Genomic DNA, 13,072 nt, shown 5'->3' with positions numbered 1-13,072 from the left:
AGATGGCCACATCAGCCCTGTTCAGTAGAAGGCTGCTCACCATTTCACGCGGCTGCTGCACCGTATGGGCTACAGCGTGCAGATGCCCGCCCGGCCCGCCGCCGTCCGCTATCGTGCTTGTGAACGGCCGCGCACCGGCCGAAGCTGGCCTCAGCCCATGACTGGAGCACCTTGAGGCAAGGGTGCCAGGACCTCAAGTCCCAGCGCATCAGTGCGAAAAGCGACAAGAGCCTTGTCGCTGATGATGAACTCCCGAATGCCCGCGTTGATCAACTTCTCGCGTGCACGGGTCATGGGTAACCGCTGCACGCCATCGAGGAGAACTCGTGGTCAGCAATCACGGTAAGAAGCAGCGCGCACGGAAGAGGGCAGCGCGCACGGGAGCGTCTCACGCGTCAGCGGTCGGCGGCACTCTGCACGACCATTCCATGACCGACACGGATCTGATCGACGGCATGATGCCGTACGTGGACGGCTGGGAGAGCGACGTTGAACTGGCGACGCGGTTGGTCGGCGCCTGCTGGACCGGCTGCCGTCCCTGCAGGGACTCGCTGTCGAAGCAGGTCGTCGCCAACAGCCGGGCCACCTTGGCCGGACTGGCTGGTGCCTGCTACCTGACCCTGCCGGGGACCGCTGCCCAGCACTCTCCGAAGCTCTCTCCTGCCACGCAAGCGTGGGCCTCGACGGCCCATCACAAGGCGTCAACCGCCGGCGCCAAGGCCGCTTTGCGTGCCGTGGGCGAGCTGAGCGCAGACGATGCCAGGGGCCTGCTGGAGGACACGCTCGAGCACTGGATGGTGGCGAGGTCGACCATTCTGGACATGTTCAAGGGTGCGGATCACAGCGACGCCCCTCCCGGTCAGCAGGCTGCCGGGACGCAAACGCCTTCACTGCCCTGATGGCGGCCGAAGAACACCCTGTAGAGCGTGGTCAGGTCGGATGGGATCGGCGTCAGCTCCACGAGCGCGTCCGTCGCCTGGCGGCTGTCGCTGTTGCGGGCATCACTGCGTTGTGGCCGGGCGAGAAGCCGTGCGTCGGGAGGAAGGACTGCATCAGTTTCGTCAGCGCCGCGTCGGCCTGTTCCCACCAGGACCGGACCCACTCCGCGTCAAGCCGCTCACCAGGCACGTTTCCCGTCGAATACGCGTAGAGCTTGTAACGCGATCTTGTTGAACTGCCGTGGCCCCGTCGGACGGAGTCCCCGAAGCGCGCCGGACGAGGGCACCGAGGGGGATGAGGTCAGGTGCCGTTCGCGGCCGCGTGTGCCCGCTCCGCGACTTCGCGCAGCACCTTCGCCAACTGTGCCCGAGTCCGCCCGCGCGTCTTGACCGCGTGGCAGTTCGGGCAGAGTGCGACCATCACACGCGGGTGGTCCCGGCCGCCGTCGGCTATCTCGTCCACGTGATCGACCTCCAGCAGTGCCAGGTTTTTGTCTGTGACATCGTCTGGCTGGCCGGCGCACCCCGGGTTCTCACACCGGCCTTCGCACCGCGCCAACACCGCCCTGCGGGCCTCCGGGATTCGGACTGGCCGAGCTGATCCGGCTGTCCGCTTCCCCCGCGCTGCCGCCTCCTTCTGCTCGACCACCGCGACCAACCGTCGGTACTCCGCTGACCCATGCGGCTCCGGCGCCGGATCGGCCTCTACCCAAGCGGGAACCGTATCCTCGGTCTCCTGCGACCGGGCCATCCCCTCGCATCGCTGGTGCCGGAGCCAGCCGCGCGGGAGGCCGCCCTTGTTGCACACCGGGCACACGCCCTTGTGAACCCCGCCAGTTCGGCCCGTCTCGCCCGTGGCCCGCGCGGGAGTCGACCGGATTGGCGTGACGGTCAGGTCCGGCCCCTTGCCCGTTGGGGCTGCACTCGCTTCCAGGACCGTCCGGGTGTTGAGTATCTCCCGGTAGTGTGCGTTTTCCTCCTGCCACCTACGAGCGGCCTTGCTCTCACGCTTCTGCCCATGAGTGAGGCGCTCCACGTCCCACTCGTGCTCGCGCTGCCTCTGCTCGCGCCATGCCTCCTCCAGCCTGCTCCGGTAGAGCCGCGCGAGCTCACGTTGGAAGTCGTCGCCATCGACGCGGTCGAGTATCTGCGTCCGGCGATACTTCATCCCGCTTGCGGGGGCGCCCAGTTCGGCGATCAAGTCTCGGCTCCAGCCGAGAGCCTCCAGGTCGGCTGCGGTAAAAGACCGTTGCCTGCCTCTTGGGAGAAACACAAGAGCGCTGGTCGGCAATCGGGCCAGATCTGCTTCATCCCGCTTCGCCAGTTTCCGGGCTCGAATCACGCCTGCCAGGCGCTTCGTGCTGTAAGCCAATGTCCGCCACGGGTCGTTCGGCCTCGAAGCGGGCACGGTCGCGGTCTTCGGCTTTGACTTTCTGCGCCCGTCGCCCTTGCTGGGCTTCGACGGAAGCGGGTTGGCGAGGACACTCTCCCATCCCTTGGCAGCGCGCTCCGCCGGGGTCATCGTGGTGCTGGCGGAGACCGACCGGTTGAGCAGGCCGCGTTCGCGGTACAGCTCGGCAAGCCGGGACTGGGCACGACCGAGAGCGCGGTTTGCATCGTCAGCGGCCTGGCTGTCCCCCTTGTCCAGGCTGATCCGCTCCTGGGTCCGCAGTCTGGCGATGGCCAGGGTGAGTTCGCCCGTATCGGAATAGCCCGCGAAGTCCTGGTAGGTCACCGGCCCCCTTCCCCCGCTTGCCTCTGCACTCATTGTCGCTGAACAAGACGTCGGCCGTCGCTCCGCGCGCGGCAGGCCGAGTCCTGATGGGCTACTCCCGACGGGGTAGCCGGCCATCGTCAAACTGAGCCGTCAACGCTGACATCGTCCGACCTTGGAATTATCCGCCTGGATGCCCCGTATATGCGCCCTGATTGGTCATCAGCCGCCGCTTTCACACTGGCCAGACAGGCAGGATCGCCCTGGGCGCCGAACCCCTCGCCGCCACGATCGCACGCTCCTGAAGACCAAGAGTTACTCAAGGCACACGACATCGTCATCCCGCCTGTGGCCGCCCCACCGGCCGCCCCCCTCCGGCCTCCAGTCCGGGTCCACGCCCAAACCAGCACACCCAGCAACAAGATCAGTACGACACTCCACGGACGAATTGCTCACCCCACACGAACGGCGCAATCGTCGTCCCAGGGGCGCTCACCAGCGCACATCTGCGAGATCGTGTTACGCGCTCGTGGGACCCGCTGTGGGAGGCGGTCACCAGCCCGGCCAGGCTGGACCGAGTCGGTGCGGGTCATCGACCGCAGCGGCACGCCGAGGCCCACCGCAAGGCTGAGAACGACGCCCACGACGGCACCTTGCGCGAGCGCGCCGCGCTCCAGATCCGCTGCAGAGAACCACATGTCACTTCGCCGTAGCTTCGGGAGAACAGGGCCGAGGACGAGCGGCCGCCAGCTTGTTCGATGAGCTCGTTCATCTCGTTGCGGCTGAGCTTCTCCAGGGGCCGGTCATCGCGCCGGTGACGACCACGGTCATCCCGGCCAGTGGTCCTCCCGCACGCTCGTCGTGGTCGTGGTCGTGGTCGTGGTCGTCGGCGTCGCGGGTGGGGTGGCGCCAGCTTCGGTCATGTTCATCCTGGCAGTGGCGGAAGTTTGTGGGGCCGTTACGGCCTCATAAGGAAACGGGCTGAGCGACCCCTCCCGGTACGGCAGAACCGCGTGCCTGCTCCTCGCTCATGCCTTGTTCCAGGCCCAGACTCCCGCGGAGGGCGGAGTGTCGGTGTAAGCGCCTACGCTCGAACACATGAGCAGCCCCATCTCGCTGGCGGCCCTGGAGCCGGTTCTTCAGCGGATCCTGGTGGACACCGTTCAGATCTTCCGGCCCGGACCACAGGTCCTGAATGAGGACACGGGCGTGTACGAACCCGGTCCGGACGTCGTCTTGTGGGAGGGGCTGGGCGCGGTGTTCGCCGTCGGCGGGCCCGGCATGGTGATGTCCCTGGCAGGCCAGGTCTACCAGGACGACACCCGCAACCGGTATCAACTGCTGACACCGTTGGAGGCGCCTGTGGCGTCCCGTGACGACCTGGTTCGCGTGACCCGGGCCACGCAGGATCAGGGGCTGCTGGGCCGGGTGTGGCGGGTGCTGGACCTGTCGCAGGCCAACACGCTGAGCGTGGTGCGGATCTCCTGGATGGACGAGGTCACCCAGTCGACGCAGGCCGCACAGTCCGGGCCGACCCCGCCGTTCTAGCGGTTCGTCGGCCCCAACGGGCTGTCGGCGCTGGTCCGTACGCTGATCTGCATGGATGACGAACTGCACCAGGTGCGTATCACCGCCGACCAGGCTGCGGGCGCGGTGGCCCTCGACGGCCGCGACATCTCCACGGCCATCAGGGGCTACCAACTGCAGCAGGTGGTCGGCCGCGAGGCAGAGCTGGTGCTGTTCCTGGCGCCGATGGTGAAGGACGACTTCGAGGGGCTGGCCCGGGTCACGGTCGGTGCGCCGCCGGATCCCGGCCCGGCCGCTGCGGCGTTCCTGCAGGCGATGGACGCCGGGGAGCTGGAGCGGCAGGTGATGGCCCGCCATGACCTCATGGACGGCGGCCCGAACGAGTACACCAGGGCGCTGCTGCGGCTTCTCGTGGAGTGGGCGTCGGGTAAGTGGCAGCCGCAGGAGGTGACGGGCTGATGGCGTCCCGGATGAACCCGCACCCCAACGCCCACCCCCGCTCCGGGGCATACACCAACGCGGCCGACCTGGCGGCGCTCCTCGATGAGCGGGCGGCGCAGGTGCTGCCGCAGGCCCTGGCGGTCGTGCGGCACTACACGATGCTGCTGGAGACGCAGGTGAAGGCGAACGCGAGCGGCCGGCCCGGCCCGAACGTGATCACGGGCGACTACCGGCGTTCGTGGACGCACGAGGTGCACGTCGGCGCTGGCGCGGTGTCGGGGACGGTCGGCACCAACAAGCCGCAGGGGCGCCGCCTGGAGTACGGGTACATCGGCCCCGACAGCCTCGGCAGGATCTTCGACCAGCCGCCCTACCCGCACCTGGGGCCCGCTGTGCACACGATCGAGCCGGCCTTCCTACAGGCGCTCGGCCAGGTCGTCGACGGTGGCCTGTCGTGAGCGTTGCGGAGGACCTGCACCAGGCCGTCGCCGGTGTGATGCGTGCGCACGGTCTTGGCCTGGTGTCGCGGATGGTGTTCACGGTCGAGCTGGTCGAGGAAGGCACCGGAGAGCTTGGCCTGCTGCGCGGCTCCACTCCCGCCACGATGCCGGTGTGGGACGAGCTTGGCCTGCACCGGTACGCGGTCACGGACATTGAGGCCGTGGTCACCGCCAGCAGGCTGGCGTCTGAGGAGGGCGAGTAGATGACCGTGTCGGGCCGTCAGGTGGCGCTGGCAGGGCAGGCGATGCTGGTCTCGGTGACGGGTCGCTCCTGCGGGTACGGGACCGCGCCCACCGCGGATTCTCAGCCGACCGGCGCCACGATCCCGTACAGCGTGCTGTACGAGCTGGGGCAGGTCGCCGGGTTCGGGCCGCCGTTCGGTGACGCGGATGCGGACGCGCGTGTATCTGCAGGTGTCCTCTGTGGGGACGACCGCCGAGCAGGTGTCGCTGCACGCCGACAAGGTGCGGGCCGCGTTCCTCGCGCGGAAGCCGGGCAGCGGCGCGTTCCTCAACGCGGTCTCCGTGCCGGGGGCGAGGGTCATCGATCGGGCCCTGGACCAGGAGGACGGGACGACTGTCACGTCCGGGACCTACACTTACGTGCAGCGTTTCGCCTTGACGGTCTCCTCAATGACCGGCTGACGAACGCACCTCACCGCGGAGGCCCCTTTTCGCGGACGCCCGGCCGGACCGGCACGGGCTGACCCCTTTGGCTCGCTGATGCGACCTGTTGGGGACGGGCCTCCGCCACTCGCTGGGGGCTGGGGTCCCCGGAGAGCAGAGGTTCCCTCGTGACCACCCAGCAGCGGTTCATGCGCCGCGGCGTCACCAAGTTCTACTTCCTGAAGGCGATCGCCGACGCGGGCAACGTGCCGATCCGTACGGAGCTGGCCGCGGCCAACGCCACCGACCTGTCGGGGTTCGTCTCCGATGTCGCCGGCTGGTCACTGGCCAACAGCCCCATCGACACGCCCGACATGGGCTCGACCCTCACCACGAACATCCCCGGTGAGGACAAGGCGGACTCCTCCAGCCTGACCTTCTACGAGGACCAGGCCGTGGAGACGATCGAGACGCTGCTGTCGAAGGGCACCACCGGCTACATCGTCATCATGCGCAAGGGCGACGTCCCGGCGTCGAAGTCGATGGACGTCTTCCCCGTTCGTGTCGCGGGCCGCGCGCCCGCCTACACCGCCGGCAACGACCCGGCGAAGTTCACCGTCACGTTCGCCATCGCGGGCCAGCCGACGCTGGACGCCGCTATCCCGGCCGCGGTCTGATCTCAGGGGGATGCCGTATGACCACGCGAAGCAAGGCCCAGCCGCCGGCGGCCGCGGTCGCCAAGGACTCGCATTGGGCCGCGAAGATGGCCCGTCTGCGGGCCCGAAAGCTGCCCGAGCGCACCATGTCGATCTGCGACGACGAGGCCGCGAAGACCGCGGTCACGGACGCGGCGATGGGTCTGGCCCGTGCCCGTGCCGAAGCCCTCGACGATTGCGCCAAGCAAGGCGTCGCCGAGGATGTGCGTGACGCGTTCGTGGCAGCCAACCCGCAGGTGGTGGCCGCTGACGCGGCGCTGGCCCGCGCCCAGGAGACGTTGACGGAGGCGACCACGACGCTCACCTTCCGGGCGCTACCGCGCCCGGTGTGGGAGCAGTTGCTGCGCGACCACCCGCCGACTGAGGCGCAGGCCGACAGGGGCATGGAGTACAACGTCGACACCTTCCCGGCCGCCCTGATCTCCGCCTGCCACGTCGAACGCGACGAGGCCGGCGCAGAGGTGGAGGGGATGAGCGCCGAGGACGCGCAGGAGCTGCTGGACACCTGGGACGACCCGGATGCGAAGGCGCTGTTCACGACGCCTCTGCTCGTCAATCAGACGCTGCGGGCTGACCTGGGAAAAGGCTGATCTCCGACCCGTCGTTCCGGGCCGAGATGGAGCTGTGCCACACCTATGGAATGCCGCACAGCCAGTTCACTGGGGCGGGCGATGGGCGGTGGACGGCGCTGGACCGGGCGAAGGCGCTGGCGTGGCTGGCCTACACGCGGGTGGTGTGTTCGGGCTGCGGCACCCGGGCGGACGAGTGGCGGCCCGAGCTGGGCGGGGACCGGTTCGCGTATGTCGCCGACAGCACCACCTGTCCGGGGTGCGAGCTGCTGGCCATGGAGCGGGAGCAGGTTCCGGACGGCCCGGAGGGGCGCGGGGTCAAGATCGGGCTGAGGCCCAGACGGGAGCAGTAGGTGAGCAGCGCCTACAACCTGTACGTCGACCTGACCGCCCGGACGTCGGGGCTGACCGGCGGTCTGCGCCAGTCGGCGGCCCAACTGCGCCAGTTCGACGGGCAACTGCAGCAGGTCAACCGGACGCTGGCGGAGACGGGCACGGCCACGCAGCGCCTGGCGCGGCTGCAGGCGTCGGCGTCCGCTGACGCGGTGATCGGCCAGACCCGGGTCACGGCGGCCGTGGAACGTACCCGGGCCGCGCAGGCCGCTGCCGCCGCGGCGGCGCAGCGGTCCGGCCGGGCCTCGGTGCTGGCGGCGAACCTGGCCGCGCGCGCGGAGACGGAACGCGCTGCGGCGGTCGCGGCCGGCGAGCGCACGCTGCGCGCCCAGGCGGTCGCGGCGACCATGGCGGCGCGGGCGCAGGCGGCGACCGGGCGGGGTGCGGCGGCGGCGCAGGCCACCGCGAACGCGGCGGCTGCCGCGGCGACCCGGGCCGCGCAGGCACAGACTCTGCAGGAGGAGCGGGCCGCCGCGGCGCAGGCCACTGCCGCACGCGCGGCCGCGCTGTCCACGCGCGCGACCCAGACTCGGGCGGCCGCCGATGCGCGGGCAGCGCAGACGCTGGCCGCGCGGGATGAGGCGGAGGCCGCCGCGGCGGCGCGCGCCTCGGCGAACGCGGCCGCGGTACGGCAGGCGCAGGCGGCAGCGGCGGCCGAGGCCCGCGCCGCCTCGCAGGCCCGGATCGACGGCTACATGAAGACGGGCCTGGTGCTGTCGGCGGTGCTCGCCGCCGGCGTCGTCGGTGCGATGTCGCTGGAGAAGCACATGGCGAACGTCATGACGATCTCCCAGCAGATCAACGCCTCCACGGTGTCCGGGTTCACCGACCAGATCGTGTCCCTGTCGAAGGGGATGACGCAGTCGACCACCCAACTCGCCGAGGGCCTGTACCAGGTCGTGTCGACCGGCTTCGACGGCGCGGACGCGATGACGATCCTGTCGGTGGCTGCGAAGGGCGCCAGTGCGGGCCTGACGACGACGGAGATATCCGCGCGGGCCCTGCTGGGCGTCCTGAAGGCGTACGGCATGCCGGCGTCGAAGGCGTCGGACGTCATGGACGTCATGTTCCAGACCGTCAACAAGGGCGTGATCAGCTTCGAGGAGCTGGCCCTGCACTTGGGCGACATCGTGCCGATGGCCGCTGCTGCCGGGATCTCCTTCGACGATCTGGCGTCCGCGTACGCCGCGGTGACGCTGGCGGGTGTTCCTGCAGCGGAGTCCGCGACCGGCCTGAACATGCTGATGACGCGGATGATGCAGCCGACCAGCGAGCTGTCCGCCATGATGCGCAAGCTCGGCTACGAGTCGGCGGCGTCGGCGGTGCAGCAGGACGGCCTGTACGTCGTGGTGGGCAAGCTGGCCAAGGCCACGCACGGCTCCGCCGAGGCGATCACCACGCTGTTCCACGACGTGCGGGCCTCTCGGGCGATGCTCGCCCTGGCCGCGAACGACGGCAGGAACTACGCCTCGACGTACGAGGGCATCGCCAACGAAGTGGAGCGGGCCGGGGCCGCGCACAAGGCGTTCGAGATGCAGATGAACACGGCCTCCGGGCAGTGGCAGATGTTCGTCAACCGCTCCAAGGCCCTGGGCATTGACCTCGGTCGGGCGCTGCTGCCGGTGATGCAGAGCATCGGCAACGCCCTGTCGGTGTTCGCCGGCGCGCTCGCGGACGCGCCGGGCCCGCTCAAGAGCGTCGGTGCCGGCCTGCTGGCGATCTCGGCGGGTGGGGCGCTCGCCCTCGCCGCGCTCACACGGATTCAGGCGCAGTGGACTGCGTTCCGGGTGGCGCAGGCGGAGGCGTCGGCGGGCGGCGCGGTCATGCCGGCGGTGCTGCGGGGTGCGGGCCTGGCGGTGTCGGGGCTGACCGCGCTGCTGGCGGTGGGTGTGCTCGCCTACTCGGCGTACTCGGCGTCCAAGGAGCAGGCCAAGCAGGCCACTGACGACCTGGTGACGGCGCTGCGTTCCGAGCGGGAGGAGGGCAGCCAGGGCGCCGGTCTGCGGGCTCTCACCGAGTCGCTGACCAGCTCTGACGATGCGGCGAAGCTCAAGAAGGTCGGCATCGACATGGCGTCGGCTCTGGACGCCATCACCTCCGGTGGCAAGAAGCTCGCTGCCCTCAAGCAGGAGCTGTGGCGCAACGCTTCCTTCGCCTACGACACCGGGGCGGGCTCGGTCAGCACGGCGCTCACGCCCGAGGGCGAGCGCGCGATGGACGTCCTCGACCGGCAGCACCGCATCTGGTCGCGTGCGGTGAAGAAGGAAGCCGAACTCGCCGCGGCGATGCAGATCGTCAACGCGAAGGTGGAGCAGGCCAAGGTCAGCACGGAGAAGGCGTGGACGCTCGACTCGCTCGTGTCCACGGGGAAGGACGGGCTGCCGCAGTACACCGACGAGATGAAGGCGATGGCCCAAGCCCTCAGCTCCATCGTCGACCCGGCCAAGGCGTGGCAGGACGCGCAGAACAAGGTCGCCAAGTCCAACAAGAACGCGACGGCGACGCTGCAGGACTACATGCGTGAGCTGCGCAGCCAGTTGAAGGCGCAGCGCGGCTTCCAGGGCAACCTGTCCAAGCTGGCCATGTCCGGATACGCGGACCTCAGCGACCACTTCGCGAAGCTGGGCGTGTCGGCGGCGCCGATCCTCGACGAGCTCGTGACGCAGCTCTCGAAGGGCAAGACGAAGGTCGCCGACGAGCTGGAGGCGATCATCACAGAGTCGGCGTCCCGCTCGCAGCCGGCGTTCCAGGCGGGCCTGGCGAAGCTGCCCGCGATCGCCGCCCGCTACGGCAAGCGGATCGCCAAGCAGTTCGCGGACGCCGCCGAGACCAACGACTCGGGCAAGTTCGCGCGGGTCATGCAGAAGATGGCCGTGTTCGACATGAGCCGTGCCGTCAAGGCGGGCAGTACGGCCGCCCGTACGCAGATGTCGCGCGGGATGAGCCTGCTGGCGCGGGTCGCCGCCGAGAAGGGCTCGGACGCGGCGAACGCCCTGCACCAGGCGCTGATGTCCGGCGACGTGACCGGCGCGATGGACCAAATCCACGCGATCTGGGGGGCGGACCCGCCGATCAGCGAGAAGGACCTGCGGGGCGTCGTGTCCGCGTTCCACACGACCGGCGGCAAGGCCAAGGGCGAGTGGAACGCGATGCTGGACCTGATCCAGCAGGTCGCCAAGACGAAGGGCACCGAAGCCGCGTCCGCGCTGACCTCCGCCCTGCTGTCCGGAGACATGAAGGCTGTCGAGACGCAGCTCGACGCGATCGGCGCGAGCGTGCGGGAGATCCCCGGCACGAAGAACATCTCCGTCAGCGTCAACCCGCCCGCGCCGGTGACGGTGACGGTGATCCCGCGGGTCGGCGGCACCGGCCCGTGGGCGAACAAGCCGATCCCGCAGGCCGACGGCGGTCTGCTGTCGTTCTACGCCGACGGTGGCGTCCGCCGGGAGAATCACGTTGCGCAGATCGCGCCCGCTGGCTCGTGGCGGGTGTGGGCGGAGCCGGAGACGGCCCCCGGGGAGGCGTACATCCCGCTGGCGCAGTCCAAGCGTGCCCGCTCGACGCAGATCCTCGACCAGGTGGCGGCCCGGTTCGGGGCCACCGTGCAGTACCACGCCGACGGTGGCCTGTCCGGGTGGACGTACACGCCGACCGGCGGCTCGGACGGCCCGTTCTCCCTGTCGTCGATCGCGTCGGACTCGATGAACAAGAAGGGCACCGGCCTGGACCTGGCGAAGTTCTCCAAGAACCTCCACCAGTCGGTGAAGGAGGCGCAGCAGTGGCGCAAGGACCTGTCGACGGTCGCTCGCCGTGCCGGGCAGGACGTCGCGGACGCGCTGGAGGCGATGGGCGCCGAGGGCGTCAGCCTCACCCACAAGATGGCCACGGGCAGCTCGAAGTACCTCAAGAGCATGTCGGCCGACCTGAAGAAGCTGGCCGACGCGGCGAAGGCGACCCTGGCGGACTTCACCGGCCAGCTCGGCAACGCCACGAAGCAGACGAACGAGTTCCAGGCGAACCTGGCGAAGCTGGCGGCGGAGGGGTACGGGGACCTGGCGTCGCGGCTCGCCGCGCAGGGCGACCAGGCCGCGCAGGACCTGGCGGCCGAGGCGGTCAAGAGCAAGAAGAAGGCGGAGAAGGCCAACAAGACGTCGAAGGCTGCTTCCGCGACGCTGTCGGATGAGGACCTGGCCGACCTGCTGAAGATCATCGCCGCGATCAAGTCGCCGAAGACGGGCATCCATGAGGTCGCGGACGCCACGAAGCTCGGCGAGGACCGTGTCATCGAGGTCGCCAACGCCGGCAAGTCCCGGCTGAAGAAGGCTCTCGGGAAGCGGGCCGATGGCTTCCTCGGCGACCTGCAGAGGGCCAACAAGGGCCTGTCGTACGAGATGGGTGGCGTGCTGACGCCAGGCCTGTATGCGACGAGCAACGGCCTGGTGCGCTTCGCGGAGCCGTCCACGGGCGGGGAGGCGTACATCCCGCTCGGGCAGACCAAGCGGTCCTCGGCGACGCAGGTCCTCGAGGACGTCGCCCACCGCTTCGGGTACGCCCTCACCCCGCAGGGGGTGACCGGCCCCATGCGGGTGGATGCCAAGCCGGCGGGCGGCGTGCAGGTGGTGGTCGTCAGGGAGACGGCCAAACCGCTGATCGGAACCATGCCCGTGCACGTCGCCGCGGGCGGGGACGGGCACGGCGTGGCTCAGGAGGTCGGCGCGGAGGTGATGCGGCGCCTGCGTGCCGCGCAGCGAGGAGGCAAGCTGTGACGGTCCTGCAGGACTACCAGTTGGACCTGGGCGGCATGGTCATCGGCAAAGCCACGCTGGTGCCGGTCGGTGACCTGGGCGGGGTGGCCGCCCCGGAGCGGCGTACCGCCGACGTCGACAACCCGACCGGGGACGGCGGCTTCCCGGGCGTGGACCTGTTCGGGATGCGCACCCTGTCGATCGAGGCCGGCATCCGCACCCCAGACGACCCGGGCGCGGCCCTCGATCTGCTGGCCCAACTGCAGCAGGTCACCGGCGTCGACAGCATCCGCAAGGTGGCGGGCGCGCGGGCGATGCTGCGCCTCAAGCTGCCCGGGCGGGACACGAAGTGCCTGTTCGGCCGGTGGCGGCGGGTGGAGGCCGCATCGATGTCGCAGGCCGTGTACGGGTGGATCCCGATCACGTTGGAGTTCACCGTGACCGACCCGCGCTGGCACGCCGACACTCTGCAGGCCCTGGTGCTGCCGCTGGACGTCTCCAACGACTCCCAGGGGTTCACGGCGCCCGTGGTCGCCCCGATCACCACCGGCGTGTCCAACCCCTCGGAGCGGCCTGGCTGGGTCTTCAACGGCGGTGACCAGCCCGCGTGGCCGACTGTGCGGATCGAGGGACCGGTCACCAATCCGAAGGTGTGGGTGGTGGAGACCGGCCGCTACCTGCGCCTGCAGACGACTCTCGGCGCCGGGGAACGGATCGACATCGACACCCGGCCCGGTACCCGCTGGGTGCTGCGGAACGGGTCCGGGAACGCGGCGCCCGCGCTGACGGCCGGCTCCCGCATGGACCTGTTCCAGATCCCGTCGGGCAGGAGCGAGATCCGCTGGACGGCCACGGACTACACCAACACCTGCCGCCTGACTGTGTCGTGGCGCGACGCCTACACCGCCCTGTGAGGACATGAG

Annotated in this window: 12 protein-coding genes and 1 pseudogene; 11 read left to right on the top strand and 2 right to left on the bottom strand. The window is 69.8% G+C overall.

All coding sequences use genetic code 11. From position 1 onward, the window contains the following. Positions 1–428: 428 nt before the first annotated feature. The gene (locus tag VKA29_RS18855) at positions 429–899 is read left to right on the top strand and encodes a hypothetical protein (RefSeq protein ID WP_324787030.1); all 471 of its coding nucleotides are present in this window, start codon (positions 429–431) and stop codon (positions 897–899) included. Between the two features lie 340 nt (positions 900–1,239). On the opposite strand, the gene VKA29_RS18850 is transcribed toward VKA29_RS18855, so the two are convergent. Together VKA29_RS18850 and VKA29_RS37045 are read right to left on the bottom strand one after the other, a co-directional pair. Next, the gene (locus tag VKA29_RS18850; RefSeq protein WP_324787029.1) at positions 1,240–2,673 is read right to left on the bottom strand and encodes an HNH endonuclease signature motif containing protein; all 1,434 of its coding nucleotides are present in this window, start codon (positions 2,671–2,673) and stop codon (positions 1,240–1,242) included. 531 nt (positions 2,674–3,204) lie between these two features. Continuing rightward, a pseudogene (locus tag VKA29_RS37045) lies at positions 3,205–3,587 on the bottom strand (NAD-dependent DNA ligase LigA); the annotation flags it as partial. 163 nt (positions 3,588–3,750) lie between these two features. Here VKA29_RS37045 and VKA29_RS18845 point away from each other — a divergent pair. The 10 genes from VKA29_RS18845 to VKA29_RS18800 all read left to right on the top strand — a co-directional run bounded on the left by VKA29_RS18845 (position 3,751) and on the right by VKA29_RS18800 (position 13,063). Beyond that, a complete protein-coding gene (locus VKA29_RS18845) occupies positions 3,751–4,200 on the top strand; it encodes a DUF6093 family protein (RefSeq protein ID WP_324787028.1) in 450 nt (149 codons plus the stop codon). Positions 4,201–4,251: 51 nt separating this feature from the next. Continuing rightward, complete coding sequence (locus VKA29_RS18840; protein ID WP_324787027.1) at positions 4,252–4,638, top strand: hypothetical protein; 387 nt, start codon at positions 4,252–4,254, stop codon at positions 4,636–4,638. After that, complete coding sequence (locus tag VKA29_RS18835) at positions 4,638–5,078, top strand: HK97 gp10 family phage protein (RefSeq protein WP_324787026.1); 441 nt, start codon at positions 4,638–4,640, stop codon at positions 5,076–5,078. The genes VKA29_RS18840 and VKA29_RS18835 overlap by 1 nt, the downstream gene beginning before the upstream one ends. Then, on the top strand, positions 5,075–5,323 hold the full coding sequence (locus tag VKA29_RS18830) for a hypothetical protein (RefSeq protein ID WP_324787025.1): 249 nt from the start codon (positions 5,075–5,077) through the stop codon (positions 5,321–5,323). Before VKA29_RS18835 ends, VKA29_RS18830 begins: the two co-directional genes overlap by 4 nt. Positions 5,324–5,543: 220 nt before the next feature. Continuing rightward, the gene (locus VKA29_RS18825; protein WP_324787024.1) at positions 5,544–5,765 is read left to right on the top strand and encodes a hypothetical protein; all 222 of its coding nucleotides are present in this window, start codon (positions 5,544–5,546) and stop codon (positions 5,763–5,765) included. Between the two features lie 149 nt (positions 5,766–5,914). Next, positions 5,915–6,403: a hypothetical protein gene (locus VKA29_RS18820; RefSeq protein WP_324787023.1), complete on the top strand. Its 489-nt coding sequence runs from the start codon at positions 5,915–5,917 to the stop codon at positions 6,401–6,403. Positions 6,404–6,420: 17 nt separating this feature from the next. After that, a complete protein-coding gene (locus VKA29_RS18815) occupies positions 6,421–7,032 on the top strand; it encodes a hypothetical protein (protein ID WP_324787022.1) in 612 nt (203 codons plus the stop codon). 50 nt (positions 7,033–7,082) lie between these two features. Then, positions 7,083–7,364: a hypothetical protein gene (locus VKA29_RS18810; RefSeq protein ID WP_324787021.1), complete on the top strand. Its 282-nt coding sequence runs from the start codon at positions 7,083–7,085 to the stop codon at positions 7,362–7,364. Further along, complete coding sequence (locus VKA29_RS18805) at positions 7,365–12,170, top strand: phage tail tape measure protein (protein WP_324787020.1); 4,806 nt, start codon at positions 7,365–7,367, stop codon at positions 12,168–12,170. It abuts the gene before it with no gap. Further along, positions 12,167–13,063, top strand: coding sequence for a phage distal tail protein (locus VKA29_RS18800; RefSeq protein WP_324787019.1), 897 nt, complete (start codon positions 12,167–12,169; stop codon positions 13,061–13,063). The genes VKA29_RS18805 and VKA29_RS18800 overlap by 4 nt, the downstream gene beginning before the upstream one ends. The last annotated feature ends 9 nt before the right edge of the window (positions 13,064–13,072 follow it).

The organism is Streptomyces sp. H51 (genome assembly GCF_035656535.1).
Lineage (GTDB): Bacteria > Actinomycetota > Actinomycetes > Streptomycetales > Streptomycetaceae > Streptomyces.
This window is presented reverse-complemented; position numbering and strand designations above follow the sequence as displayed.